Source organism: Streptomyces nigra, from assembly GCF_003074055.1.
Lineage (GTDB): Bacteria > Actinomycetota > Actinomycetes > Streptomycetales > Streptomycetaceae > Streptomyces > Streptomyces nigra.
Map to the genome: position 1 here is coordinate 4993507 of NZ_CP029043.1, position 25184 is coordinate 5018690.

The following is a 25184-nucleotide window of genomic DNA, read 5'->3' on the forward strand; positions in this document are numbered from 1 at the left end:
ACCCGATGACGACCATCGCCAGCGGCACCGACACACTCACGCGCGATGCCCTGACCGTGCTCCAGCCGGGCTTCACCGGCACCACCGCCCCGGACTGGCTGCTGCGCCGCCTCGGGGAGGGCCTCGCCTCCGTCGGACTGTTCGGCCGCAACATCGCCTCGCCCGAGCAGCTGGCCGCCCTCACCGCCCAGTTGCGCGCCGAGCGCGACGACGTCCTCGTGGCGATCGACGAGGAGGGCGGCGACGTCACCCGGCTCGAGGTGCGGACCGGCTCCAGCTTCCCCGGCAACCACGCCCTCGGCGCCGTCGACGACGTCGACCTCACCCGGCAGGTCGCGGCCGAACTGGGCCGCCGCCTCGCCGCCTGCGGCGTCAACCTCAACTGGGCCCCGTCGGCCGACGTCAACTCCAACCCGGCCAACCCGGTGATCGGCGTGCGCTCCTTCGGCGCCGACACCGCCCTGGCCGCCCGGCACACCGCGGCCTATGTCACCGGTCTGCAGTCGGCGGGCGTCGCGGCGTGCACCAAGCACTTCCCCGGCCACGGGGACACCGCCGTCGACTCCCATCACGCGCTGCCCCGCATCGACGCCGACGCCTCGGTGCTGACGGAACGCGAACTCGCCCCGTTCCGCGCGGCGATCGCCGCCGGTACCCGGGCCGTGATGAGCGCGCACATCCTCGTGCCCGCCCTGGACCCGGACCGCCCGGCGACCCTGTCCCACGGCATCCTGACCGATCTGCTGCGCGGCGAACTCGGCTACACCGGCCTCATCGTCACCGACGGCATGGAGATGCAGGCCATCGCCGCCACCTACGGCATCGAGCGCGGCAGCGTCCTCGCGATCGCGGCCGGTGCCGACGCCATCTGCGTGGGCGGCGGCCTCGCCGACGACGAGACCGTACGGCGGCTGCGCGACGCCCTCGTCACGGCCGTCCGTGCGGGCGACCTGCCCGAGGCACGGCTCGCGGAGGCGGCCGAACGCGTCCGCGAGCTGGCCCGCTGGACGACGGCCACCACGGCGGACGCGGCCGAGGCCCGACCCGACATCGGCCTGGTCGCGGCCCGCCGCGCCCTGCGGCTGGCCGGCGCCGGGTCCTTCACCCCGCTCATCGGGGCGCCGTACGTCGCCGCGTTCACCCCGGTCGCCAACATCGCGGTCGGCGACGAGACGCCGTGGGGCGTGGCGGCGGAGCTGGACCGGCTGCTCCCCGGCACCCGGACGGGCAGCCACACCGGCGAGGACGCGGGCCGGGAGGCCCTCGCGGCGGCCGGTGGGCGCCGCCTGGTGGCGGTCGTGCGCGACGAGCACCGCCACCCCTGGATGGCGACGGCCCTGGACGACCTGCTCACGGCCCGTCCCGACACGATCGTGGTCGAGATGGGCGTCCCCCAGGCCGCCCCCCGCGGCGCCCTGCACATCGCCACCCATGGCGCGGCCCGCGTCTGCGGCCGCGCGGCGGCGGAGGTCATCGCGGGCGTCTAAGGGCTGGACGACCAAGGCGCCGGCCCCCTCAGGGGACCGGCGCCTTGGTCGTCCGCGGAAGAGCGGGGCTCAGATCCCCTGCCAGTCGGGCTTGTTGGCGTACGTGTGCCGGAAGTAGTCCGCCAGCTTCAGCTTCGAGGCGGCCGCCTCGTCCACGACGACCGTCGCGTGTGGGTGGAGCTGCAGCGCCGACGCCGGGCACACCGCGGCGACCGGGCCCTCGACGGTCGCGGCGACCGCGTCCGCCTTGCCCTCGCCGGTGGCCAGCAGCACCAGGTGCCGCGCCTCCAGGATCGTCCCGATGCCCTGCGTGATCACGTGGTGCGGGACCTGCTCGATGTCCCCGTCGAAGAAGCGCGCGTTGTCCACGCGGGTCTGCTCGGTGAGCGTCTTGATCCGGGTCCGCGAGGCCAGCGACGAACAGGGCTCGTTGAAGCCGATGTGCCCGTCGGTGCCGATCCCGAGCAGCTGGAGGTCGACCCCGCCGGCCGCCGCCAGGGCCGCGTCGTACTCCTCGCACGCGGCCTGCACGTCCTCGGCCGTGCCGTCCGGGCCCATGAACGCGTCCATGGGGATGCCCAGCGGTTCCAGCACCTCGCGCCGCAGCACCGAGCGATAGGACTCGGGGTGCTCGGCGGGGAGCCCCACGTACTCGTCGAGCTGGGCGATACGCGCCCGCGAGGCGTCGACGGCACCGGAGCGCACCTTGTCCGCGAGCGCCGTGTAGATGGGCAGCGGTGTCGACCCGGTGGCCACACCGAGCAGGGCGTCGGGCTTGCGTCGGAGCAGCTGGGCCATGGCCTCGGCTATCAGCTCGCCACCCGCCTGGGCGTCCGGAACGATGACAACTTCCACGCTGGGCCTGCCGATCTGAGGAGGGACTCGAAGGTCACCCTGAAGAGAGCATGTGGTTTAGACCAATCTAACAGAGCGGGCCCTTCGGGCCCAGGTGGGCGCACCCCGCGGATCGCCGCTCCCGCACCCCCTGTCCAGGGCCCTCTTGCGGACCGTGTGACCCGGTACGACCCGGCCGAACCGGGCGACCTGGGACGAACCGGCGGTGGTGCGCTGGAATTGCCCCGGCCGACCCGCCCCGACATGAACCCACACGGGTTAGGCTGCGTGATGTATGCCAGGGCGACCCGCCGGCTCGGGCCGGTGCGAGAGCCCGCACGAAAGCGCCAACAGCGAACACGCTCCCACGCATGGACACACCCGAGTGGTCTAGTCCACAATGCCAGGGAGTGCGTGGAACGAGAACGCACCGACTTCCGTCTTCCCCGCACAGGAAGGCGGACCGAGGAACCGGAGCTCTCTGCCCTGACTGCTTCGGGTCCTCATCCTCGGCCGACCGGGACCGCACACCCCACGGCCGATATTGCTCCGGGCTGCGGTGCCGGGAGGGTTGAGGGTCCCTCTCAGGCGCCGCGGCCCGCGGGTGTCTCCGGGGCCGTACGGCGTCCCGCCACCGGCGTGCGTGCTACGCGGGTAACCCCAGGTACGCTCGGCCTCGTGCCCTCCATGAACGAACTCGTACGCCAGCACACGGCCCTCGACGACACCGACCTCGAGTGGCTGCATCTGCTGGTCTCGGAGTGGCAGCTGCTCTCCGACCTCTCCTTCGCCGACCTCGTGCTGTGGGTACCCACCAGCGACGGCACCCGCTATGTCTCCGTGGCGCAGATGCGGCCCAACACCGGCCCGACCTCCTACCAGGACGACATGGTCGGCCACCTCGTCCCGCGCGGCCGCCGCCCGATGCTGGACGCGGCGCTCGACGAGGGCCGGATCGTGCGCGAGGGCGATCCCGAGTGGCGCGAGGAGGTCCCGGTCCGCGTCGAGTCGATCCCGGTCCGGCGGGAGGGCCGCGTCCTCGGCGTCATCGCCCGCAACACCAACCTGCTCACCGTGCGCACCCCGAGCCGGCTCGAGCTCACCTATCTGCAGAGCGCCTCCGACCTCGCGCAGATGATCGCGGCCGGCTCGTTCCCGTTCGCCAACCAGCAGGTCGACATGGACGCCTCGCCCCGCGTCGGCGACGGCCTGATCCGCGTCGACGCCGACGGCGTCGTCCAGTACGCCTCCCCGAACGCCCTCTCCGCCTACCACCGCCTCGGCCTCGCAGCCGACCTGGTCGGCCACCACCTGGGCCGGACGACCGCCGAACTCGCCCCCACCCACGGCCCGGTCGACGAGGCGCTGGCCAAGGTCGCCAGCGGCTGGGCGCCCCGGGAGTTCGAGATCGAGTCCGAGGACGGCGTCATCCAGTTCCGGGCGATCCCGCTCAAGCCCAAGGGCATCCGCATCGGTTCGCTGGTGCTGCTGCGGGACGTCACCGAACTGCGCCGCCGCGAGCGTGAGTTGATCACCAAGGACGCGACGATCCGGGAGATCCACCACCGGGTCAAGAACAACCTCCAGACGGTGGCCGCGCTGCTGCGCCTGCAGGCCCGGCGCATCGAGTCCGACCGCGGCCGGGAGGCCCTGGAGGAGGCGGTCCGCCGGGTCGGTTCGATCGCCATCGTGCACGAGACGCTCTCCCAGAACCTGGACGAGCGCGTCGAGTTCGACGAGATCGCCGACCGGGTGCTCGCGATGGTCGCCGAGATCTCGCCGGGCAAGGTCACCGGCCGGCGGACCGGCCGCTTCGGCATCCTGGACGCCGAGGTCGCCACCCCGCTGTCGATGGTCCTGACGGAGGTCCTGCAGAACGCGCTGGAGCACGGCTTCCGCGACGGCGACACCGGCACCGTCGAGGTGTCGGCGGTCCGCGGCGGGACGACCAAGCAGGCGCGGCTCCTCGTCACCGTCCAGGACGACGGCGTCGGCCTGCCCGAGGGCTTCGACCCGCACACCGCGGGCAACCTCGGTCTGCAGATCGTACGGACGCTCGTCGAGGGCGAGTTGGGCGGCGCGTTCGACATGGTCCCCGCGCCGGAGCGGGGCACCCGGGTGATCCTCGACATCCCGGTCCGGGCGACCAAGTAGCACCGGCCCGCGCAGCGGCCGGCGACGGGGGAGTGCGGACAGCAAAGAGCCCCGGACCAGAAGGTCCGGGGCCTGTGCTCATCGGGGGTACTGCGCGCTGCGGCTCGGGGCGGGAGATGCGTACGCGCTGTACGCGCCGCCAAGCTCAGGCTGTGTTGCGGGGTGGGAGTGTCAGGCGGAGGCCTGACGGGCCCGGTTGCGGGCGGCGCGGCGCTTCATCGCACGACGCTCGTCCTCGCTGAGACCACCCCAGACGCCGGAGTCCTGACCGGACTCGAGCGCCCACTGCAGGCACTGCTCGATCACCGGGCAGCGGCGGCAGACGGCCTTGGCTTCCTCGATCTGCAGCAGCGCAGGACCGGTGTTGCCGATGGGGAAGAAGAGCTCGGGGTCTTCCTCGCGGCAAACGGCGTTGTGACGCCAGTCCATGGCTGCTACCTCTCCTTGATTACATGCGGGTTGCTTGTGAATGTGAACGCTTTCACGAATCCCTCAACAAGTGAAGGGCCTATCGCCAGGTTCCCCGGCGTGGGTCCTGTGAGTTGAAGGGGATTCTGGTGATCAGTGGAGGCCGGTCTTGCGGGCCGTCCCGATCGCCATGTAGAGACTCGCAAACCTCGGCGACGGATACAACCCCTTCCGGAAAGTTTTTTTTGATTCCTCGGTGTCGACTAGGTCACAGCCGTACTTCCATGGGGTGGATCCTGGCCTAAACGTTCGAGTGAAAGGACTTTCGCCCGTTCCGCTCACACAATCACACGCAGTGCACGGCGTACGCCTGTGAACGTCACGCTCGTACGCAGCCCCAGGTGGTCGCCGTCCATCTGAAGGGGCAGGGGCACCTTCGAATGCAAGGTGAACCGGTCCAGGTCGTGCAGGGAGACGGCGTGCTTGCCATGGGGTCCCCGCTCGGGGGACGAAGTGAGCAACTGGGTCGCATACCGGGCAACCGCGACCGTGGACATCCGGCTGAGACCGAGTACGTCGAGCCCGGTATCGAACGAGGCCTTAGGTGCCGCGTACACGGGACGATTGAGCAGATACGTCCATGGAGCGGTGTTGCAGACGATGGACAGCACCAAATCGGTCACCGGGTCCGCGCCCGGCCGCTCCAGCGTGATCGTGCCGTGCCGGCGGTTGGGCTCCTGGAGGAACTGACGCGCCACCTGGCGCAGATACAGCGCGTGCGTGGACTTCCGGCCCTGCTCACGCTGCTGCTCGACCCGGCCGACGACTCCCGCGTCGAAGCCGAGCCCCGCGCAGAAGGTGAACCAGCGGCCCGGCACGGCCTCGTCGGCGGTGCCCGGGGTGCCGGCGGCTATGCCCATGCCGACCGTGCGCTCGCTGCCCTCGCGCAGGGCGTCCAGCAGGGCGCCGGTCGCCTCCACGGCGTCGTTGGGCAGGCCGAGGGCGCGGGCGAAGACATTGGTGGAGCCGCCCGGGACCACCGCGAGACGCGGCAGGCTCTCCGGGTCGGGGCCCTTGTGCAGCAGACCGTTGACGACCTCGTTCACGGTGCCGTCGCCGCCGAGGGCGACCACCAGGTCGATGTCGTCGCTGTCCGCCGCCTGCCGGCCCAGGTCGCGCGCATGGCCGCGGTACTCGGTGGTGACCGCCTCCAGCTTCATCTCGCTGGCGAGCGCATGGATCAGGACATCGCGCGTACGTGCGCTTGTGGTGGTTGCCGCCGGATTGACCACGAGAAGTGCACGCATGACTGGCAGCGTACCTACTGGGGGGTACCGGGCACAGGTCGAGGTGGGGATCTCCCGGGAGAACCCGCGTGAGCCTCGACACGGGAAAACGGGGGACAGCGGGGGATCGGGAGGCCCGGGCCGGGGCACCGCGACGAAGGTGACCTCGGCCGAAAAGCGGCCCCTGGCCGAGGGCTACCCTTCAGGGGTGACCAAGCAGCAGACCCCCGAGACCCCCGCTCCCGAGGAAACCGCCGGTCCGCGCCCGCGGCGGCTCACCTACGCCGCCGTGCTCACCGCCCTGGAAGGGCTGGGACTGGCCGTCGGCGGTGTCTGGGTGCTGGTGCTGGGGCTGACCGGGGACCCGGACGACCGGGGGCAGGCCGTCACGCTCGGGATCACGCTCGTCGTCCTCGCCCTGCTGCCGCTGCTCGCCGCGCGCGGGCTGTTGGCCCTGCGCAGCTGGAGCCGGGGACCGTCCGTGATCACCCAGATCCTGGCGCTGCCGGTGGCCTACAGCCTGCTGCAGGCCGACAGCATCGCCATCCCGGTGGGGATCGCCCTGGCCGCGGCCGCGATCGCCACGCTCGTCTTCCTGGTCAGCCCGTCGACCACACAGGCCCTCGGCATCCGCCGGCCCGGCGGCGAACCGGACGAGAGCTGACCCGGCGGGGCCGACCGGCGGCGGTCACTCCTCGACCAGCAGCTTCTCCCGCAGCTGCGCCAGCGTGCGCGCCAGCAGCCGGGAGACGTGCATCTGCGAGATGCCGACCTCCTGCGCGATCTGCGACTGGGTCATGTTGCCGAAGAAGCGCAGCAGCAGGATGCGTTTCTCGCGCGGCGGGAGATCCTCCAGCAGCGGCTTGAGCGACTCGCGGTACTCGACGCCCTCCAGCGCCTCGTCCTCCGCGCCCAGGGTGTCCGCGACCGCCGGGGACTCGTCGTCGGTGTCGGGGACGTCCAGCGACAGCGTCGAGTAGGCGTTGGCCGACTCCAGGCCCTCCAGGACCTCCTCCTCCGAGATCGCCAGCTTCTCGGCGAGCTCGTGGACGGTGGGGGAGCGGCCGTGCAGCTGGGACAGCTCGGCGGTGGCCGTCGTCAGCGCGAGGCGCAGCTCCTGCAGCCTGCGCGGGACGCGCACCGCCCAGCCCTTGTCCCGGAAGTGCCGCTTGATCTCGCCGACGACCGTCGGAGTCGCGTACGTCGAGAACTCCACACCGCGGTCCGGGTCGAACCGGTCGACCGACTTGATCAGCCCGATGGTGGCGACCTGGGTGAGGTCGTCGAGCGGCTCGCCGCGATTGCGGAAGCGGCGCGCGAGGTGCTCCACGAGGGGCAGATGCATCCGGACCAGCCGGTTGCGCAGCTCCGCGTACTCCGGGGTGCCGTCCTGCAGGCCGCGCAGCTCGACGAACAGGGCGCGCGCCCCGCTGCGGTCCTGCGGGTCGTGGCGTGTCGCCTGCGCGCCGCGTGCGCTCGTCGGCCGTTCCTCGGCGTACCGCTCGTGCTCGCTCATCGTCCCCGTCGCCCTCTCCCGAGCCCTCGCCGCCGGCCGGGCCGGGGAGACCCCGATGCGCCCGGCCGGGGGCGTGCCCTGCACGGCACCGTCGTCATCCCGCCCGTCGGCCAGGAGGCCGGTCGCCACGGAGTCGTCCTCCGGGTGCGGCCGGGCCTGCTCGGGGATGCCGTCGATGCCGTCCGCCATGCGGCGGGAACCGCTCGGGCCGCTCGGGCCCGCCCCCAGGCTCCCGGCTCCGTCGGAGCAGGGGGAGGTGCCGTCCGGCAGCTCCCGTGTGCCGCGCTCTTCGTCCCGCACCGGCCCGTCCCCGTCCCTCACGCCGGCCCGGGTCCCGCGCCGCGCTGTTTGTAGAGGCTGATCGACACGGTCTTGTCCTCGTCCACCGCCGAGGACACCTTGCCGGCGAGGGCCGAGAGCACGGTCCAGGCGAAGGTGTCGCGGGACGGGGCGTGGCCGTCCGTGGTCGGGGCCGAGACGGTGACCTCCAGGGAGTCGTCGACGAGGCGGAAGACGCAGCTGAGCACCGAGCCGGGCACGGCCTGCTGCAGCAGGATCGCGCAGGCCTCGTCCACCGCGATGCGAAGGTCCTCGATCTCGTCGAGGGTGAAGTCCAAACGGGCGGCGAGGCCGGCAGTCGCCGTACGCAGCACCGACAGGTAGGCACCCGCAGCCGGCAGCCGGACTTCCACGAAGTCCTGGGTCACGGGCTCGCCTGCGATCTGGGACACCCTCACCTCCAAGGTGGTACAAGCTTCTCGGGGCCGAGGGTCGCCCCCCGGGGTAACGCGATCTGTGGTTCAGCGGTGACGCTATCGCGCTTCGAAGTTTCCTGTCCCCAGGACCCCAACCCCTTGCTGTCACTCATAGTAAACACACGGATACGCTCCGTGGCTAGGGGGTCTGCGGGCCCAATTGGGAAGAGCGCGCGCCGGTTTGACGTACCCAGACGTCAGACGGTCGAACCGTCGGGCCACCGGCGTCGTCCAGCCTACGTCGCCGTCACACCAGAACGTGGTCCACGAAGCACCAGCGCCAGCGCTCGCCGGGCTCGAAGGTCCGCATGACCGGGTGCCCGGACTCCTTGTGGTGCCCGGTCGCGTGGCGCCCGGGCGAGGAGTCGCAGCAGCCGACGTGACCGCAGGTGAGGCAGATCCTCAGCTGGACGGGGTGCGTGCCCTCCGCCAGACACTCGGGACATGTCTCGCTCAGCGGTTCGGGTTCCGGGTGCGGCAGCCCGTCGGCGTGCGTGCACTGTTTCATGATTGCCAGGTTACGACGGCCGCGCGTGGCCGCGCGCGGGAGAATCATGGCCGGGGAGCGCGGACGGCCGCCGTCCCCGGACACGGCGAGCGGGCGCGGGCGAGCGCCGGCGACGGACGAGGGTGGGCGAGAAGCATGGACGTGATGCCGCTGCTGTTGCTGGTGGCGGGCAGCGCCGCGGTCGCCGCGCTCGCCCGGCGGGTCCCGGTGCCGGCGCCCCTGCTGCTGGTCGCCGCCGGGCTCATGGTGTCGTTCGTGCCGGGCGTGCCCGACTACACGCTCGACCCGCACGTCGTGCTGCCGCTGATCCTGCCGCCGCTGCTGTACACGGCGGCCACCGACAGCTCCTACCTCGACCTGCGCGCGCAGCTGCGGCCCGTGGCGCTGCTGTCCGTGGGATACGTCCTGTTCGCCACCGTCGTCGTCGGCTACGCGGCCTATCTGCTCGTCCCCGGGCTCCCGCTGACCGCGGCGCTGGTGCTGGGCGCGGTCGTGGCGCCGCCCGACGCGGTCGCGGCGACGGCCGTCGCCCGCCGGGTGGGCCTGCCGTCCCGGATCACCACGATCCTCCAGGGCGAGTCCCTGGTGAACGACGCCACCGCGATCACCGCCTACCGGGTCGCCGTCGCGGCGGCCGTCGGCGAGGGCGCCACCTGGCTCGGCGGTATCGGCGAGTTCCTGCTGGCCGCGGTCGGCGGTGTGGTCGTCGGACTGGTCCTGATGGTGCCGATCCACTGGCTGCGCACCCATCTGAAGGAGGCGCTGCTCCAGAACACGCTGTCGCTGCTCACCCCGTTCGTGGCGTACTCGGTCGCGGAGCAGGTGCACGCCTCCGGTGTGCTCGCCGTCGTGGTCGTCGCCCTCTATCTCGGGCACCGCGCGTGGGAGGTCGACTTCGCGACCCGGCTCCAGGAGGAGGCGGTGTGGAAGATGGTCGCGTTCGTGCTGGAGTCGGCGGTGTTCGCCCTGATCGGCCTGCAGCTGCCGGTCGTCCTCAAGGGCCTCGGCACCTACGAGGGCGGAACGGCCGCCTGGTACGCGCTCGCCCTGTTCGCCGTCGTCGTCGCGTCCCGCTTCGCGTGGGTGTATCCGGCGACCTTCCTGCCGCGGATGCTCTCGGCCCGGATCAGGGAGCGCGAGGAGGAACCGACCTGGAAGGGGCCGTTCGTCATCTCCTGGGCCGGGATGCGGGGCGTGGTCTCCCTCGCCATCGCGTTCTCCATCCCGCTCGCGATGCACGACGGCCGGCCGTTCCCCGAGCGCAACCTCATCCTGTTCCTGACCTTCACGACCGTGATCGGCACGCTCGTCGTGCAGGGCGTGACGCTGCCCGCCCTGATCCGCCTGCTGAAGCTGCCGGGCCGCGATCCCCAGGCCGAGACCCTCGCCGAGGCCAACGCCCAGGCGCAGGCGTCCCGCGCCGCCGAGGAACGTCTGCGGGAACTGCTCGCCGACGAGCGCAACGCCCTTCCCGAACCCCTCGTCGAGCGGCTGCGGGCGGTCCTGGAACGCCGCCGCAACTCCGTCTGGGAACGCCTCGGCCAGGCCAACCCGATCACCGGCGAGTCCGTCGACGACACCTACCGGCGCCTGGCCCGGGAGACGATCGGCGCCGAACGCGCCGTCTTCGTCAAACTGCGCGACGGCCGCTACATCGACGACGAGATGCTGCGCACCCTGCTGCGCCGACTCGACCTGGAGGAGGCCGCGGCCTACCGCGAGGAGGGCTGAGCGGTCAGCTGATTCCGGGGAGCGGCGCGCCGGTGACGACGGCCGCGACCGTCGTCCCGCGCGCGAAGGCTCCCTCCTCGGCGAGGGCCACGACCGCGTACAGCATTTTGGCCACATAGAGCCGCTCGACGGGCAGTCCGTGCCGGTCCTCGAAGTCGGCCGCGAAGGACTCCAGTGCGGGCGTCGTACGCCCGTACCCGCCGAAGTGGAACCGTTCGTCGAGCGACCAGTCGCCGCGCGGACCCCCGAACGCCGCCGTCTGCAGGGCGCGGACCTCGGCGCCGAGGAAGCCGCCCTTGAGGACCGGCACGCCGAGCGCCCGCGCGCCCGCGCCCAGCCCGGCGGCCAGGCCCGCCAGGGTGCCGCCCGTGCCGCACGCCACCGCGACCACGTCGGCCCGCCCGCGCAGCTCCTCGCCGAGCGCCTGGCAGCCCTCGACGGCGAGCGCGTTGCTGCCGCCCTCCGGCACGACATAGGCGTCCTGGGCGCCCGCCGCGCGCAGGACGTCGGCGAGCGTCGAGGGCTCGTGCTTCCGCCGGTACGTCGACCGGTCGACGAAGTGCAGGCGCATCCCGTCGGCCACGCACCGGGCCAGCGAGGGGTTGAGGGGACGCCCCGCCAGCTCCTGGCCGCGCACCACGCCGACCGTGGGCAGGCCGAGGAGACGGCCCGCCGCCGCCGTGGCCCGCAGATGGTTCGAGTAGGCACCGCCGAAGGTGACGACCGTCCGGCCCGCCGCGGCCGTCAGATTCGGCGCGAGCTTGCGCCACTTGTTGCCGATCAGCTCCGGGTGGATCAGGTCGTCCCGCTTGAGCAGCAGCCGCACACCGTGCCGCGCCAGCCGCCCGTCCGCCGACTCGCACAGCGGCGAGGGCAGCCGCGGCCGCAGGGCGGCGAGGTCGGGTACGGCGTCACGGCTGGTCACCCGGCCATTGTGACCGGCGCGGGGCCGCTACTTCAGCCGCTCCCGGACCCGCCCGCGCAGGGACGCCATCGTGAACCCGCGCGGATCGACCTTCCCGGGCTGCCACTCCAGGTGCCCGATCACCGAGCGTTCGTTCCAGCCGTGATGCCGGCAGACCGCCGCCGACACGCGCGCGATCGCGTCGAGCTGCGCCTCGGGCCAGGGGTCCTTGCCGTCGCCGAGGTTCTCGCACTCGAAGCCGTAGAAGTGGCGGTTGCCGTCGGTGTTCGCCTCGTTGTCCGGCGGCAGGGTCTTCTCCGCGATGACCGCGCGCAGGACGTCGTCGTCGCCGAGACCCGCGTGGTTGGCGCGGCCGTAGCCGACCAGATGGACCTTGCCGTCCTTGGTGATCACACCGTGGCAGAGCGGGCCGGGCAGCCCCTCGTAGCCCTTGCGGCAGAGCTCGACCGTGGCCGCGCTGCCCTTGGTCACCGTGTGATGGATCATCACGCCGTGCACGGGGCCCCACGGCCCCACGTGGTTGCGGTTGTGGTGCTCCCAGTCGCCGACCTCGACGACCGTCACGCCCTCCGCGCGCAGCCTCTGCAGGAATCTGCTCGCGGACATGGGTGTGGCCATGTACGCCTCCTCGCGCCGTGGGGCGGCCGCCGGATGCGGCCGCCTCGTACCGGTCCTTTACCGGAAACGGAAGAAAGGACTCCTTGCCGCTCGCCCCGTCGCACGGCGAGCGAGCCGTTTCAGCCAGTCCGGAGTGCCGGTAGGGGTGGACAGAAGGCCACCATCTGCCCAGCGGGACAGTGATCCATTCCCCCTCGTTCGGGTAATAGCACCAACACGTTCCGTGATGAAAGCCTGGTCAGGCAGATCGCTACGCGTGGCGTCAGGACGGCGCCCGTGCACGACCGGGAGGGCAATTCCATATGTCGGTAGGCGAAGAGGTCCGTACGGAGCAGGCCAAGACACAGCAGAGTCTCGGCACGGCGGCCGCACGGAACCTGGCCACCACGACCAAGTCCGCGCCCCAGATGCAGGAGATCAGCTCCCGCTGGCTGCTGCGCATGCTGCCCTGGGTCAATGTGCAGGGCGGCACGTACCGGGTGAACCGGCGGCTGACGTACGCCGTGGGGGACGGCCGCGTCACGTTCGTGAAGACCGGCGACCGCGTCGAGGTCATCCCCGCCGAGCTGGGTGAGCTGCCGGTGCTGCGCTCCTTCGAGGACGAGGACGTGCTCTCCGAGCTCGCCCAGCGGTGCGCGCAGCGGGAGTTCGCGGCGGGCCAGGTCATCGCCTCGTTCGGCAGCCCGACGGACGCGGTGTACCTGCTGGCGCACGGCAGGGTGGAGAAGATCGGCACCGGCCCCTACGGGGAGGACGAGTCGCTGGGCGTCCTCGCCGACGGCGCCTACCTCGGCGAGGCGGCGCTGCTCGACCCCGACGCCATCTGGGAGTACACGGCCCGCACGGTCACCGCGTGCACCGTCCTGGTGCTCGACCGCCGGGACTTCGAGCAGGTCGCGGAGCGCTCCGAGTCGCTGCGCGAGCACCTGGAGGAGCTGCGGTCGATCCCGACGCAGCGCACCAACAAGTACGGCGAGAAGGAGGTCGACCTCGCGGCCGGCCACAGCGGCGAGCCGGACATCCCGCACACCTTCGTCGACTACGAACCCCGGCCCCGTGAGTACGAACTGAGCATCGCCCAGACCGTGCTGCGCATCCACACGCGGGTGGCCGACCTCTACAACCAGCCGATGAACCAGACCGAGCAGCAGCTGCGGCTCACCGTGGAGGCCCTGAAGGAGCGCCAGGAGCACGAGCTGGTCAACAACCGCGAGTTCGGCCTGCTCCACAACTGCGAGTACGACCAGCGGCTCCAGCCGCACGACGGTGTGCCCAGCCCCGACGACCTGGACGAACTGCTCAGCAGGCGGCGCGGCACCAAGATGCTCCTCGCCCACCCGCGCGCGATCTCCGCGTTCGGACGCGAGCTGAACAAGCGCGGACTGGTCCCGGAGACCATCGACATGTCCGGCAACCGCATCCCCACCTGGCGGGGCGTGCCGATCTTCCCCTGCAACAAGATCCCGGTCACCGAGGCCCGGACGACCTCGATCATCGCGCTGCGCACCGGCGAGGCGGAGCAGGGCGTCATCGGCCTCCAGCAGGCCGGCATCCCCGACGAGATCGAGCCGAGCCTGTCGTGCCGCTTCATGGGCATCAACGAACAGGCCATCATCAAGTACCTGGTGACGGCGTACTACTCGGCGGCGGTGCTGGTCCCGGACGCGCTGGGTGTCCTGGAGAACGTCGAGATCGGCCGTTGGCGATGACCTCCGCAGCCGGTACGCCGTGTTCCGCACACTCCGCGTGGGTAGACCCACGGCGTAGGCGTCCAGCTGGAGCGGAAGGGCCACCGTGGGCCGACTCATCGAGGCGAGGCCGTGGGTGAGTTCATGACGGAGACACAGCACCGCCCCGCCGGGGTCCCGCTCGCCACCGAGCCGCCCGAGGGGCGGGGGACCGTCGCGACCGGCCAGGCCGGCCCGCCGGGACCGGCCGACACGCCGGAGGCGGCGGTGATCCTGGAGCGCACCCGGGCGTCCGTCGACCCCGAGATGCGGGCGGCGGTCGAGTCGCTGCCGCCCTCGATGCGCAGGATCGCGGGCTACCACTTCGGCTGGACCGATCCGGACGGCACCCCGGCGACGGGCGGCGCGGGCAAGGCGATCCGGCCCGCCCTCGTCCTCACCGCCGCGGCGGCGCTCGGCGGACCGCGGGCCCGGGCGTCAGCCCTCAGAGCGGCCGTGGCGGTGGAACTGGTCCACAACTTCACGCTGTTGCACGACGACGTGATGGACCGCGACACCACACGCCGGCACCGGCCCACCGCCTGGACCGTGTTCGGCGACTCCGACGCGATCCTCGCCGGTGACGCCCTGCAGGCGCTGGCGCTGCGCCTGCTCGCCGACGACCCGCATCCGGCGTCCGTGAAGGCCGCGTCCCGGCTCGCCGACTGCGTGGTCGAGCTGTGCGCCGGGCAGCACGCCGACACCGCGCTGGAGAAGCGGCGCCCCACCGAGGTCACCCTCGACGAGGTGCTCGCCATGGCCGAGGCCAAGACCGGCGCGCTCCTCGGCTGCGCCTGCGCCCTCGGGGCGCTGTACGCGGGCGCCGGCGACGGCGGGGTACGGGCGATGGACGCGTTCGGCCGTGAGGCCGGGCTCGCGTTCCAGCTCATCGACGACGTGATCGGCATATGGGGCGACCCGAGGCGGACCGGCAAGCCGGTCGGCGCGGACCTCGCCGCGCGCAAGAAGTCCCTGCCCGTCGTCGCGGCGCTCACCTCGGGCGGCCCGGCCGCCCAGGAGCTGGCCGCGCTGTACGAGGCGCCCTACGACCAGGAGGACCTGCAGCGCACCGTGCTCGCCGTGGAGCGGGCCGGCGGCCGCGACTGGGCGCAGGCCCAGGCCGCGGACCGGATGGCACGTGCCGTAGAGGCGCTCGCCCGCGCGGTGCCCGAACCGGAGGAGGCGGGTGGACTGCTGGCGCTGGCCGAGTTCGTGACCCGGCGCAGCGCCTGAGACCCGCGGCCGCCGCCGCGGAATCGAGGACCCCGGAGCCATCGGGGCCGTACGGCTCCTGACCCCGTACGGCACCACCGTGGCTCCGGCCCGGCGGGTCCCGCACATCCCCACGGTGTGCGGGGCCCGCCTTCACATCAAGCACCTCTGTGCGGCGAGCCGCATGGATCGCGTCAAAGTCGTCCCCGGTGCGGCACGGCGGCACCAACCGCCCTACGATCAAGGCCGGTTGAGACGAAGGGGCGCGGACTCATGGGCGTGGCGATCCGGACGGCGGGCGAGGCGGACCGGGAGCTGGTGGTGGGGCTGCTGGACGCGGCCTTCCAGGACGATCCGGTCAGCGGCTGGGTCTTCCCGGGCAAGGAGCACCGCCGGACCACGCACCCGAAGTTGATGGCCGCCTTCACGGACATCGTGCTGGCCCACGGCCGGATCGACCTCACCGAGGACGGCACGGCCTGCGCGCTGTGGATGTCCGTGCCCGCCGACGCGCCCGAGCAGGACGACGAGGGGCCCGCCCGACTGCGGGCCGAGGTCGACCCGGACAACGAGCGCGTCGAGCTGATCGGCCGGCTCACCGCCGGCATCCACCCGGCCGGACGGGCCCACGAGTACCTGTGGATGATCGCCGCGGCTCCCGGGCGGCAGGGGCAGGGTCTGGGCACCGCCCTCATCACCTCCGTCCTCGACCGCTGCGACCGGGACGGCCTCGGCGCCTATCTGGAGGCGAGCAGCGCCCGCAGCCGGGTGCTGTACGAACGCCTCGGCTTCGCCCTGGAGGGCCGCCCCCTCGACCTCCCGGACGGCCCCCCGATGTGGCCGATGTGGCGCGAGCCGCGCGGCTGACCGGCACGACACCCCCTGCTACGCCTCCGGCACCACCGTCGCCGTGATCCGCTCCACCAGCCCGTCCGGGACGGACACCCCGGGGAGGACGCCGTCCAGGACGTCCGGCAGGGTCAGGTGCTCCAGGAGCAGGCCGAGCATCGCCAGATAGAGCACGGTGACGACCTCGTCGCCGCCGGGCAGCCCGGCGGAGCGGTGGAAGCCGAGGGCCTCGTCGAGGTCGCCACGCACCGACTTGGTGAACGAGGCGCGCAGTTCGGGGCGCCGGGACGCCTCCAGGCGCATCTCCAGCAGCGCCAGATACCCGGTGCGGTCGCGGGTGGCCCGGCCCATCAGGTCGTGCATGAACGCGGTGACGAGCGAGCGGTCCTTCGGTCGTGCGAGCAGCCCGGCGAGGACCTCCGGGTCCGGTGCGAGCCGTGTGTGCAGCCGGGCGTCGATCTGCCGGAGCAGGTCCTCGCGGTCGGTGAAGTAGTTGGAGGCGGTGCCGACCGGCACCCCGGCCTCGGCGTCCACCGCCCGGAACGTCAGCCCCCGCGCCCCCTCACGCGCCAGCAACTCGACGCCCGCGTCGACGAGAGCGGCCCGCCGCTCCGGGTTACCCGCCATGCGGAATCCCCTCCCTCACTTGAAGCCTTCATGGAACAGCACGGGAAAAGCGCTTGTAACCACTACAGCCGGAGTACTACAACTGAAGCACTACAACCGAAGTGGTTGCGGTCAGCCTACGAAAAGAGACCGGCTTGCGAAAGCTCACCTACTTCATCGCCTGCTCCCTCGACGGCTTCATCGGGGACCCGGCCGGCGACGCCACGGACATGTTCCGTTTCGTGGACGAGGAGTTCCTGGCCTTCCTCACGGAGCGGTACCCGGAGACGGTGTCCACCCCCGGCCGCCGCGCCCTCGGCCTCGACCACCTGGAGAACGTGCGGTTCGACACGGTCGTCCAGGGGCGGGGCAGCTACGACGAAGGGCTGAAGGAGGGCATCACCAGCCCCTACGCCCATCTGCGCCAGTACGTCGCCTCGCGCTCCCTGGCCGAGTCCCCGGACCCGGACGTCGAGCTGATCAGGGACGACGTCGTCGGCGCCGTCCGCGCCCTGAAGGCGGAGGAGGGCGGACTGGACATCTACCTGTGCGGCGGCTCGCAGCTCGCCGGCGAGCTGATCGACGAGATCGACGAACTCGTCATCAAGAGCTATCCCCTGGTCTACGGGACGGGCATGCCGATGTTCGGCTCGGGCTTCGCCGTCACCGACTTCGCCCTCGACGAGGTCCGGGCCTTCAAGAACGGCGCCGTGGTTCGTACGTACAGCAGGAAGCGCTGAGCGGCGCGCCGTCCTACCCTGGGGACATGGGCAGCGAACAGCACGTCTGTCCCGACTGCGGACAGCCCGTGGAAATGGTCGTCCGGCGTCACAAGACGCTGGGCGCGTGGGTCCCCACATGGGTACCCGGTCCCTGCCGGAACCCCGACTGCGCGGCGCACTCCGAAGGCGCCGCCGAGCAGCACCACGACCGGCCCGCCCGGCCCGGACAGCCCGACGCGTCCGGTGGTCCCACCCCGCCCGGGAGCCCGGTCGCGTCCGGCGGACCCGAGAAGACGACCGCGACCGAATCCTGACCGGCGGCGAGAAGCGGCTCCGCCCCGGACCGTACGCTCGCCGTATGTCCGAACACGCGTACATCCTCCACCTCACGGAACGCTCGCTCTGGGAGGCCGCCCGCGAGCGCGGCGCCTACGAGATCTCCACCCGTGGCCGCACGCTCCAGGAGGAGGGCTTCATCCACTGCTCGACCCGCGCCCAGCTCCCCAAGGTCGCCGGCTTCCTCTACGGCACCTACGACGGGCCGGACGATCTCGTGGTGCTGGTCGTCGACCCCGAGCGGCTGGACGTGCCGCTGCGCTACGAGGCGGTGGAGCCGGGCGGAGAGGAGTTCCCGCACGTGTACGGGCCGCTGCCGGTCGGCGCCGTGGTCGACGTGGAGCGGTGGAGGTGACGCGGCGGCGGTCATGGCGGTGGATCGTGGCGGCCTGGCTGGTGCTGGTGGCCGTCGCGGGCGGGGCGACGCTGTGGCTGCAGGACACGGGACGGCCGCAGGGGCGGTTCGGCTGGGAGAACGCGACGCCGGGCACGTCGCCGACGGAGTGCCCTCTGCCCTCGCCCGCGGACGGAAGCGTGGACGTCGCCTGCTTCGTCAGCGGGCGCTGAGCGCCCCCGTGCCCGGATCGCGGGCCGTCAGGCAGTAGACGCCACCCGCCGGGTCCCGCATCACCGTCCAGTGGGCGCCGTCGGCGACGAAGACGGCGCCCAGTTCCTCGTGCCGGGTGCGGGTCGCCGCGATGTCCGCGCAGGCGAGGTCGACATGGGCGGAGGGCGCGCGTTCCTCGCCGAGCCGCTGCAGCAGGATCCGGACGGGCAGCCCGGCCGGGGGCCGCAGTACGTGGAACTCGGGGCGCGAGCCGGGCGCCGACGCCCAGCCGTCCAGCAGGGCGCCGAAGAAGGCGACTTCGGTGTCGAACGCGGAGGGCGGCAGGTCCAGGCAGACCTGGTCGAGCCGGCTTCCGCGCACCACGGGCGGCCGGACCGACTCCCCGGCCCACGGCACCACGCAGAACGGCACCCCCGCCGGCGTACGCAGCACGGCCCACCCGTCGTGCTCGGCGACGAGTCCGGCACCGTGCCCCAGCGCGTCCGCCACGAACCCCCGTACGTCGTCCACGGCGAAGTCGAGATGCGCGCCCCCGGCCCCCGCGCCGACCCCCTGCACCTTCACACAGGCGTCCGCACCACCGCCCGGCACCAGGGTCACGAACTCGCCCCGCTCGCCCCGGAACTCGGACAGCCCGCTCTCCGTGACCGCCGCCCAGAAAGTGTGGGCCCGCTCGAACAGGGCGGCGGGTCGGTCGACGAAGGCGTAGGTCCAGCGGATGCTCATGGGGTGATCGTAGGACGGGTCGCCGCTCTCACCGGGACGGCATCCGCTCGTACACCGTCACCCGCCTCCCGCGCACCTTTATGTCCACCTCGGTGAACTACCGCTTCAGCACGGCGGACTTGACCTCGTCCCGGCGTGCCGACACCGGCCGGACCACCGCTGCGGCGTCCGTCACCAGCAGGATCCGCCGCTGGGCCGGCATCGTGGACCGTATCCGGGCGGGCGACGCCTCCTCGCCCTTCAGCGTCCCGGACTCCACCGGACCGCGCGCCGGCGCCATGTCCCCCACGCCCGCGAAGGCGTCCGGCGAGACCAGCGCGGTGTCCCGCCGGTCCGCCGGCACGAACACCATGGCGTCGCCCTGGGTGAGCACTCTCACGGCCCCTCGGCGGAACCCCGGGCCATGCGGGTGAACCGACACCGAAGGGGCCCGTCCGGCGAACCGGCCGAGCCCCTTCGGAGGTCGGGAAACGACAAAAGGCCTGGGTTCAGGCCTTCTTGGTCTCCCAGAAGATCTTGTCGATCTGGGCGATGTAGTCCAGAGCCTTCTGGCCCGTCGCCGGGTCCGTCGACGCCTTGGCGGCCGAGAGGGCCTTCAGGGCGTCGTTGACCAGCTGGTGCAGCTCCGGGTACTTCTCGAAGTGCGGGGGCTTGAAGTAGTCGCTCCAGAGCACCGAGACGTGGTGCTTGGCCAGCTCGGCGCGCTGCTCCTTGATGACGGTGGCACGCGCCTGGAAGTGCGGGTCGTCGTTGGCGGCCATCTTTTCCTGGACGGCCTTCACCGACTCCGCCTCGATGCGGGCCTGGGCCGGGTCGTACACACCGCAGGGCAGGTCGCAGTGTGCGCTGACCTTGACCTTGGGGGCAAACAGGCGGGAAAGCATGGAGCATTCCTTCCTCGTGATCGTCTTCTCAGGTGGGACATTACTCCCTGCAAGACCGGATTTCGCGAGTGCCCCCGTGGGCTTAGGACAAAAGTCCAGGGTGAGACTGAGACTGGTGGAGGACCGTACCGGGGAGGTGCCGGGGATGCCGGAGTTGTCGCAGGAGACCGAGCGCGGGCGGGCCGGGCGGCCCTTCGGGTGGGCCGAGGTGACCGGTCCCTCCATGGTGCCCACGCTGTACCACGGCGATCTGCTCGTCGTGTCGCACCGGGGCCGGACCCGGCCCGGTGACGTCGTGGTCCTGCGCCATCCGTTCCAGCAGGACCTGCTGGTCGTCAAGCGCGCGGCCGAGCGCCGGGACGGCGGCTGGTGGGTGCTGGCCGACAACGCGTTCGCGGGCGGCGACAGCACCGACTACGGCGTCGTCCCGGACGAGCTGATCCTGGGCCGCGTACGGCTGCGGGTGCGGCCGCGCAAGCCCGGTCAGCGCTCGCCGTTCGCGAGGCTGCGCTGGGCGCTCTCGGCGGTGCGGCCGGTGCTGGCCGACCGGTCGGCCTCCAGGCGTTTGCGCGCCCGGTAGGCGGCGACGTTGGCGCGGGTCGCGCAGCGGTCGGAGCAGTAGCGCCGGGAGCGGTTGGTCGAGGTGTCCAGGTAGGCGTTGCGGCAGGGCGCCGCCTCGCACAGCCCCAGCCGGTCGACGCCGTACTCCGTCAGATGGAAGGCCAGGCCCATCGCGGCGATGGCCGCGTAGCCGGCGGTCGCGTTCGACGGATGGTCGGCCAGATGCATGTGCCACAGCGGGCGCCCGTCGTCGTCGCGGACGTCGTGCCCGGAGATCTGCGGGCTCACCGGGAACTCCAGGAGCAGGGCGTTCAGCAGGTTCACCGCGGTGGACTCGTCGCCGTCGTTCGCCGCCTCGAAGACCGACCGCAGGCGTGCGCGGACCGAGCGGAAACGGGTGACGTCCGCGTCGGTGGCGCGGCGGGCCGCCTCCTGGTGGCTGCCGAAGAGGTCGCGGACGGCCTCGACCGACGTCAGTGAGTCCTTGCCCCGGGCCGGGTCCTCGCTGTTGACGAGCCGGACGGCGTAGTCCGAGTAATAGGCCAGTTCCACTTGTAGTCCTTACGGAGACGTTCTATCGTCGTCGTGCGGTCGGGTAATGGTCGATCGTGGATCCAGGGTATTACGCAATCGTGCGACGGAGGGGCTCGATGACGGACATGGACACCTCGGCCACCGCGACCACCGCGACCACCGCGGACTGGGCCGCCTGGCAGCGCAGCTGGGACCGGCAGCAGGAGTGGTACATGCCGGACCGCGAGGACCGCTTCCGGATCATGCTCGACATGGTCGAGGCCCTGGTCGGCCCGGCCCCGCGCGTGCTCGACCTCGCGTGCGGCACCGGAAGCATCTCGGCACGGCTGCTCGCGCGCTTCCCCGAGGCCACCAGCACCGGCGTCGACCTCGACCCGGCGCTCCTGGCCATCGCCGAGGGGACCTTCGCGGGCGACGAGCGGATCTCGTTCGTCACGGCCGACCTCAAGGACCCCGACTGGCCGGCCCGGCTGCCGTACGACTCCTACGACGCCGTCCTGACCGCCACGGCCCTGCACTGGCTGCACCGTGAACCCCTCGTGGCCCTCTACGGTCAGGTCGCGGAGCTCGTCCGTGACGGCGGTGTCTTCATGAACGCGGACCACATGATCGACGACACGACGCCCCGGATCAACGCCGCCGAGCGCGCCCAGCGCCACGCCCGCATGGAACGCGCCAGGGCGGACGGCGTCCCGGACTGGTCCGAGTGGTGGCGGCTCGCGGCCCAGGACCCGGCCCTCGCCGAGCCGACGGCCCGCCGCTTCGAGATCTACGGCGACCACGCCGACGGCGACATGCCCCCGGCCGCGTGGCACGCCCGCGTCCTGCGCGAGCAGGGCTTCGGGGAGGCCCGGCCGGTCTGGTGCTCCCCGTCGGACACGCTGCTGCTGGCGCTGAAGTAGCACCCCGGGACATGACGAGAGGGGCGGTACGGATGACCCGTACCGCCCCTCTCCGGTGTCCTCGGTCAGAGCACCTTGGACAGGAACGCCTGTGTCCGCTCGTGCTGCGGGTTGGTCAGGACCTCCCGCGGATCGCCGGACTCGACGACCACACCGCCGTCCATGAAGACCAGGCTGTCGCCGACCTCGCGGGCGAAGCCCATCTCATGGGTGACGACGACCATCGTCATGCCGGACTCGGCGAGGTCGCGCATGACGTCCAGGACGTCGCCGACCAGCTCCGGGTCGAGCGCCGAGGTGGGCTCGTCGAAGAGCATCAGCTTCGGGTCCATCGCCAGCGCCCGGGCGATCGCCACGCGCTGCTGCTGGCCGCCGGAGAGCTGCGAGGGGTAGTTCCCGGCCTTGTCCGCCAGGCCGACCCGGTCGAGGAGCTCGCGCGCCCGCTCCCGGGCCTGGGCGCGGGAGACGCCCTTGACCTGGATCGGCGCCTCGATGACGTTCTCCAGGGCCGTCATGTGCGGGAACAGGTTGAACCGCTGGAACACCATGCCGATGTCCCGGCGCTTCAGCGCGACCTCGCTGTCCTTGAGCTCGTACAGCTTGTCGCCCTTCTGGCGGTAGCCGACGAGCTCGCCGTCGACGTACAGCCGCCCGGCGTTGATCTTCTCCAGGTGGTTGATGCACCGCAGGAAGGTCGACTTGCCGGAACCCGAGGGACCGATGAGGCAGAACACCTCACCCTGCTTGACCTCGAGGTCGATGCCCTTGAGGACCTCTACGGGGCCGAAGGACTTGTGGACGCCCTCGGCCTTGACCATGGCGGTCATGCGGTGCCTCCCGTCGACGAAGAGCGGTTGGACAGGGACAGCAGGTTCGCCTTGATCTTCTGGAACGGCGTCGCCGGCAGGGACCGGCTCGAACCGCGGGCGTAGTAGCGCTCCAGGTAGTACTGGCCGATGCTGAAGACCGAGGTCAGCAGCAGGTACCAGGCGGCCGCGAGGAACAGCATCTCGGCCGGGGCGCCGGAGGTCTGGCCGATGTCCTGGGCCGCGCGCAGCAGCTCGGGATACTGGACGACCGAGACCAGCGAGGTCGTCTTCAGCATGTTGATGACCTCGTTGCCCGTGGGCGGCACGATCACGCGCATGGCCTGCGGGATGACGATGCGGCGCAGCGTCTTCACATGGCTCATGCCGAGGGCGTGCGAGGCCTCCGTCTGGCCCTCGTCGACCGCGAGCAGACCGGCGCGGCAGATCTCCGCCATGTACGCCGCCTCGTTGAGGCCGAGTCCGAGCAGCGCCGTCAGGAACGGCGTCATGAAGTCGGACCACTCGTTCTTGTAGAACGGGCCGAGGTTGATGTACTCGAAGACCAGGCCCAGGTTGAACCAGACGATGAGCTGGACCAGGACCGGGGTGCCGCGGAAGAACCAGATGTAGAACCACGCGATGGACGAGGTCACGGGGTTCTTGGACAGCCGCATCACGGCGAGCAGGACGCCGCCGATGATGCCGATCGCCATGGACAGGACCGTCAGCAGCAGCGTCTTGCCGACGCCGTCGAGGATGCGGTCGTCGAAGAAGTAGTCCGGGATCGCGTCCCAGTTGATCTTGCCCTGGGAGAAGGCGTAGACGATCGCGGCCAGGATGGCGAGCGCCAGGACGGCGGAGACGTACCGCCCGTAGTGGCGGACCGGGATGGCCTTGATGGCCTCCGGACCGGCCGGCGGGGTGTCCGCCGCCCCGTCCTTCTTGTCGATGTCAGTCACAGGTGTTGCCTTTCAGTGCCCGCTGTCCGACGCGGTCACTTGCCGCCGTTGATGGTGGCTTCCTTCACGGCACCGTCCTCGACGCCCCACTTCTTGATGATCTTGTCGTACTCGCCGTTGTCGATGATCGCGTCGAGGGCGGCCTTGAGGGCGTCGCGCAGCTGGGCGTTGTTCTTGGCGACCGCGATGCCGTACGGGGCGGCCTCGACCTGCTCGCCGACCAGCTGGAAGTCGTTGCCGCCACCGGAGGTCTTCACGGCGTACGCGGCGACGGGGAAGTCGGACGAACCGGCGGCGGCGCCGCCCGCGCGGAGGCGGGTCTGGGCCTGCTGGTCGTTGTCGAAGGCCTCGATGGTGATGGTCTTGCCACCGGAGCACTTCTTGGCCTCGGCCTTGGCCAGGTCCTCGGAGACCGTGCCGCGCTGCACGACGATCTTCTTGCCGCACAGGTCCGACCAGGTCTTGATGTCGGTGTTCTTGCCCTTCTGGGTGTAGATCGAGACACCGGCCGTGAAGTAGTCGACGAAGTCGACGCCCTCACCGACCTTCTTGCCGGTGTCCGAGTCGATGCCCTCCTGGCGGTCCTTGGTGTCCGTCATCGCCGACATGGCGATGTCGTAGCGCTTCGAGCGCAGACCGGTGATCAGGCTGTCGAAGGTGCCGTTCTCGAACTCGAAGGTCACGCCGAGCTGCTTGCCCATGGCGGCGGCCAGGTCGGGGTCGATGCCGACCGTCTTGCCGGAGTCGTCCTTGAACTCGACCGGGGCGTACGCGATGTCCGAGCCGACCTTGATGACGCCCTTGTCGCGGATCGCCTGCGGCAGCTTGTCGGCGAGCGGTGCGGCGCTCTTCGAGCCCGTGCCCTCCGTGTTGCTGTCGGTCTGGTCACCGCAACCGGTGAGAATCAGTGCGCCTGCGACCGCGATCGAGCCGACCACTGCCAACCGGGAGCGAGCGGCGGTCGTACGACGGGTGGTGCGTGCGGTCATGGTGGGTTCCTCCGGCGGATGGGTGGAGTTGCCGATGGGGCGGGCACCTGCCGGTGACCGGCAGGGGCCTGTGTTCCTCAGGTCGACGAGAGCACACGCCTTCGAGTGTCGCGACCCTGTGTGATTACGGCATCTTGCCATTCGGACTGGGCCATTCAGGGCGCCCGCCATGTCAAAATCGGATAACGGGTTACCCCCGAACCGTCGCGGGCCGGTCCACCCTGGCCGCACCTTCTACGGGAATCCGCCCTTCCGGCCGGAAGATCTTCGGCGTTTCGCGGGATGCGGACCGGTCGTGTGTGGGGTACGTGAGGTTCGGTGACCTTCCATGGTGTTTGGTGATGATTGTCCGCCCATTTCGGCACGATTCACACCGGTGCCGCCCTCACGTCGTGTCCGATTCGTATCCATGGGTGAGGAAGCCTCCCCATGCGTCATGTGATCTTGCACGTATTGGACTCGTCGCGGCGCGGTCCGTCCGGTAAGAAGGTTCTTTACACCCCTCATCCGGGGCTCAGGGCGCGTGTGCGGCGCGCCCGTCGCGTATGGGCCGTACGTCGTACGTCGTACGTATCAAC

The 25184-nt window shown here is 71.4% G+C and carries 29 protein-coding genes; 13 read left to right on the plus strand and 16 right to left on the minus strand.

Annotated features, from left to right (window positions below; genetic code table 11):
* Positions 1-5: 5 nt before the first annotated feature.
* Complete coding sequence (locus tag DC008_RS23275) at positions 6-1487, plus strand: glycoside hydrolase family 3 protein (RefSeq protein WP_108708613.1); 1482 nt, start codon at positions 6-8, stop codon at positions 1485-1487.
* 69 nt (positions 1488-1556) lie between these two features.
* Here DC008_RS23275 and nagB read toward each other — a convergent pair whose 3' ends face one another.
* The gene (gene nagB / locus DC008_RS23280) at positions 1557-2342 is read right to left on the minus strand and encodes a glucosamine-6-phosphate deaminase (RefSeq protein WP_108708614.1); all 786 of its coding nucleotides are present in this window, start codon (positions 2340-2342) and stop codon (positions 1557-1559) included.
* Between the two features lie 666 nt (positions 2343-3008).
* Here nagB and DC008_RS23285 point away from each other — a divergent pair.
* On the plus strand, positions 3009-4475 hold the full coding sequence (locus DC008_RS23285; RefSeq protein WP_055624140.1) for a sensor histidine kinase: 1467 nt from the start codon (positions 3009-3011) through the stop codon (positions 4473-4475).
* A gap of 171 nt (positions 4476-4646) precedes the next feature.
* Here the strand turns inward: DC008_RS23285 and DC008_RS23290 are convergent, their stop codons facing one another.
* Positions 4647-4904, minus strand: a complete 258-nt coding sequence (locus tag DC008_RS23290; protein ID WP_003992873.1) for a WhiB family transcriptional regulator — start codon at positions 4902-4904, stop codon at positions 4647-4649.
* A gap of 317 nt (positions 4905-5221) precedes the next feature.
* Positions 5222-6190 carry a diacylglycerol/lipid kinase family protein gene (locus tag DC008_RS23295; RefSeq protein WP_108708615.1) on the minus strand — a complete coding sequence of 323 codons (969 nt, stop codon included), beginning with the start codon at positions 6188-6190 and terminating at the stop codon, positions 5222-5224.
* Positions 6191-6377: 187 nt separating this feature from the next.
* Here DC008_RS23295 and DC008_RS23300 point away from each other — a divergent pair, with 187 nt between their 5' ends.
* On the plus strand, positions 6378-6833 hold the full coding sequence (locus DC008_RS23300) for a hypothetical protein (RefSeq protein WP_108708616.1): 456 nt from the start codon (positions 6378-6380) through the stop codon (positions 6831-6833).
* Positions 6834-6857: 24 nt separating this feature from the next.
* Here DC008_RS23300 and DC008_RS23305 read toward each other — a convergent pair whose 3' ends face one another.
* From DC008_RS23305 to DC008_RS23315, 3 genes are all read right to left on the minus strand, one after another.
* Positions 6858-7985, minus strand: a complete 1128-nt coding sequence (locus DC008_RS23305; protein ID WP_164492352.1) for an RNA polymerase sigma factor SigF — start codon at positions 7983-7985, stop codon at positions 6858-6860.
* 17 nt (positions 7986-8002) lie between these two features.
* Complete coding sequence (locus tag DC008_RS23310) at positions 8003-8416, minus strand: ATP-binding protein (protein WP_055624136.1); 414 nt, start codon at positions 8414-8416, stop codon at positions 8003-8005.
* Positions 8417-8687: 271 nt separating this feature from the next.
* The gene (locus tag DC008_RS23315) at positions 8688-8948 is read right to left on the minus strand and encodes a UBP-type zinc finger domain-containing protein (RefSeq protein WP_108708618.1); all 261 of its coding nucleotides are present in this window, start codon (positions 8946-8948) and stop codon (positions 8688-8690) included.
* A 135-nt stretch (positions 8949-9083) separates the two neighbouring features.
* On the opposite strand from DC008_RS23315, the gene DC008_RS23320 reads away from it, so the two are divergent.
* Entirely contained in the window at positions 9084-10679 is a 1596-nt protein-coding gene (locus tag DC008_RS23320) for a Na+/H+ antiporter (RefSeq protein WP_108708619.1), read from the plus strand.
* Between the two features lie 4 nt (positions 10680-10683).
* On the opposite strand, the gene DC008_RS23325 is transcribed toward DC008_RS23320, so the two are convergent.
* Positions 10684-11604: a 1-aminocyclopropane-1-carboxylate deaminase/D-cysteine desulfhydrase gene (locus DC008_RS23325; protein ID WP_108708620.1), complete on the minus strand. Its 921-nt coding sequence runs from the start codon at positions 11602-11604 to the stop codon at positions 10684-10686.
* A gap of 27 nt (positions 11605-11631) precedes the next feature.
* Positions 11632-12222 carry an N-acetylmuramoyl-L-alanine amidase gene (locus DC008_RS23330; RefSeq protein WP_181890392.1) on the minus strand — a complete coding sequence of 197 codons (591 nt, stop codon included), beginning with the start codon at positions 12220-12222 and terminating at the stop codon, positions 11632-11634.
* A gap of 302 nt (positions 12223-12524) precedes the next feature.
* On the opposite strand from DC008_RS23330, the gene DC008_RS23335 reads away from it, so the two are divergent.
* The 3 genes from DC008_RS23335 to DC008_RS23345 all read left to right on the plus strand — a co-directional run bounded on the left by DC008_RS23335 (position 12525) and on the right by DC008_RS23345 (position 16028).
* A complete protein-coding gene (locus tag DC008_RS23335; RefSeq protein WP_108708621.1) occupies positions 12525-13931 on the plus strand; it encodes a family 2B encapsulin nanocompartment shell protein in 1407 nt (468 codons plus the stop codon).
* Between the two features lie 123 nt (positions 13932-14054).
* Complete coding sequence (locus DC008_RS23340) at positions 14055-15182, plus strand: family 2 encapsulin nanocompartment cargo protein polyprenyl transferase (protein WP_108710824.1); 1128 nt, start codon at positions 14055-14057, stop codon at positions 15180-15182.
* A gap of 252 nt (positions 15183-15434) precedes the next feature.
* Positions 15435-16028 carry a GNAT family N-acetyltransferase gene (locus DC008_RS23345; protein ID WP_108708622.1) on the plus strand — a complete coding sequence of 198 codons (594 nt, stop codon included), beginning with the start codon at positions 15435-15437 and terminating at the stop codon, positions 16026-16028.
* Positions 16029-16046: 18 nt separating this feature from the next.
* Here DC008_RS23345 and DC008_RS23350 read toward each other — a convergent pair whose 3' ends face one another.
* A complete protein-coding gene (locus tag DC008_RS23350; protein ID WP_108708623.1) occupies positions 16047-16637 on the minus strand; it encodes a TetR/AcrR family transcriptional regulator in 591 nt (196 codons plus the stop codon).
* A 134-nt stretch (positions 16638-16771) separates the two neighbouring features.
* Between DC008_RS23350 and DC008_RS23355 the strand changes: the two genes are divergently transcribed.
* Genes DC008_RS23355 through DC008_RS23370 form a run of 4 tightly spaced genes read left to right on the plus strand, consistent with a single transcriptional unit; the run spans position 16772 to position 18241 of the window.
* Positions 16772-17356, plus strand: a complete 585-nt coding sequence (locus tag DC008_RS23355; protein ID WP_108708624.1) for a dihydrofolate reductase family protein — start codon at positions 16772-16774, stop codon at positions 17354-17356.
* A 26-nt stretch (positions 17357-17382) separates the two neighbouring features.
* Positions 17383-17652 carry a hypothetical protein gene (locus DC008_RS23360; protein WP_108708625.1) on the plus strand — a complete coding sequence of 90 codons (270 nt, stop codon included), beginning with the start codon at positions 17383-17385 and terminating at the stop codon, positions 17650-17652.
* A gap of 44 nt (positions 17653-17696) precedes the next feature.
* Positions 17697-18029, plus strand: a complete 333-nt coding sequence (locus DC008_RS23365; protein WP_108708626.1) for a DUF952 domain-containing protein — start codon at positions 17697-17699, stop codon at positions 18027-18029.
* Positions 18026-18241 carry a hypothetical protein gene (locus DC008_RS23370; RefSeq protein ID WP_123954025.1) on the plus strand — a complete coding sequence of 72 codons (216 nt, stop codon included), beginning with the start codon at positions 18026-18028 and terminating at the stop codon, positions 18239-18241. The genes DC008_RS23365 and DC008_RS23370 overlap by 4 nt, the downstream gene beginning before the upstream one ends.
* On the opposite strand, the gene DC008_RS23375 is transcribed toward DC008_RS23370, so the two are convergent.
* The 3 genes from DC008_RS23375 to sodN form a co-directional block, all read right to left on the minus strand.
* A complete protein-coding gene (locus DC008_RS23375) occupies positions 18228-18968 on the minus strand; it encodes a VOC family protein (RefSeq protein WP_108708628.1) in 741 nt (246 codons plus the stop codon). The genes DC008_RS23370 and DC008_RS23375 overlap by 14 nt on opposite strands.
* 97 nt (positions 18969-19065) lie before the next feature.
* Entirely contained in the window at positions 19066-19347 is a 282-nt protein-coding gene (locus DC008_RS23380) for a hypothetical protein (RefSeq protein WP_123954026.1), read from the minus strand.
* Between the two features lie 109 nt (positions 19348-19456).
* Positions 19457-19852 carry a superoxide dismutase, Ni gene (sodN, locus tag DC008_RS23385; protein WP_020123534.1) on the minus strand — a complete coding sequence of 132 codons (396 nt, stop codon included), beginning with the start codon at positions 19850-19852 and terminating at the stop codon, positions 19457-19459.
* A 145-nt stretch (positions 19853-19997) separates the two neighbouring features.
* On the opposite strand from sodN, the gene sodX reads away from it, so the two are divergent.
* The gene (gene sodX / locus DC008_RS23390; protein WP_055624180.1) at positions 19998-20432 is read left to right on the plus strand and encodes a nickel-type superoxide dismutase maturation protease; all 435 of its coding nucleotides are present in this window, start codon (positions 19998-20000) and stop codon (positions 20430-20432) included.
* Here the strand turns inward: sodX and DC008_RS23395 are convergent.
* Positions 20336-20965 (minus strand): CGNR zinc finger domain-containing protein, encoded by a 630-nt coding sequence (locus tag DC008_RS23395; protein WP_108708630.1) that lies wholly within the window; start codon positions 20963-20965, stop codon positions 20336-20338. The genes sodX and DC008_RS23395 overlap by 97 nt on opposite strands.
* Before the next feature lie 98 nt (positions 20966-21063).
* Here DC008_RS23395 and DC008_RS23400 point away from each other — a divergent pair, with 98 nt between their 5' ends.
* Positions 21064-21849, plus strand: coding sequence for a class I SAM-dependent methyltransferase (locus DC008_RS23400; RefSeq protein WP_108708631.1), 786 nt, complete (start codon positions 21064-21066; stop codon positions 21847-21849).
* 65 nt (positions 21850-21914) lie between these two features.
* On the opposite strand, the gene DC008_RS23405 is transcribed toward DC008_RS23400, so the two are convergent.
* The 3 genes from DC008_RS23405 to DC008_RS23415 are packed head-to-tail and all read right to left on the minus strand — an operon-like array spanning position 21915 to position 24606.
* Positions 21915-22676: an amino acid ABC transporter ATP-binding protein gene (locus tag DC008_RS23405; RefSeq protein WP_055624121.1), complete on the minus strand. Its 762-nt coding sequence runs from the start codon at positions 22674-22676 to the stop codon at positions 21915-21917.
* Positions 22673-23617, minus strand: a complete 945-nt coding sequence (locus tag DC008_RS23410) for an amino acid ABC transporter permease (RefSeq protein ID WP_108708632.1) — start codon at positions 23615-23617, stop codon at positions 22673-22675. Before DC008_RS23410 ends, DC008_RS23405 begins: the two co-directional genes overlap by 4 nt.
* A 35-nt stretch (positions 23618-23652) precedes the next feature.
* Positions 23653-24606, minus strand: coding sequence for an ABC transporter substrate-binding protein (locus DC008_RS23415; RefSeq protein ID WP_108708633.1), 954 nt, complete (start codon positions 24604-24606; stop codon positions 23653-23655).
* Between the last annotated feature and the right edge of the window lie 578 nt (positions 24607-25184).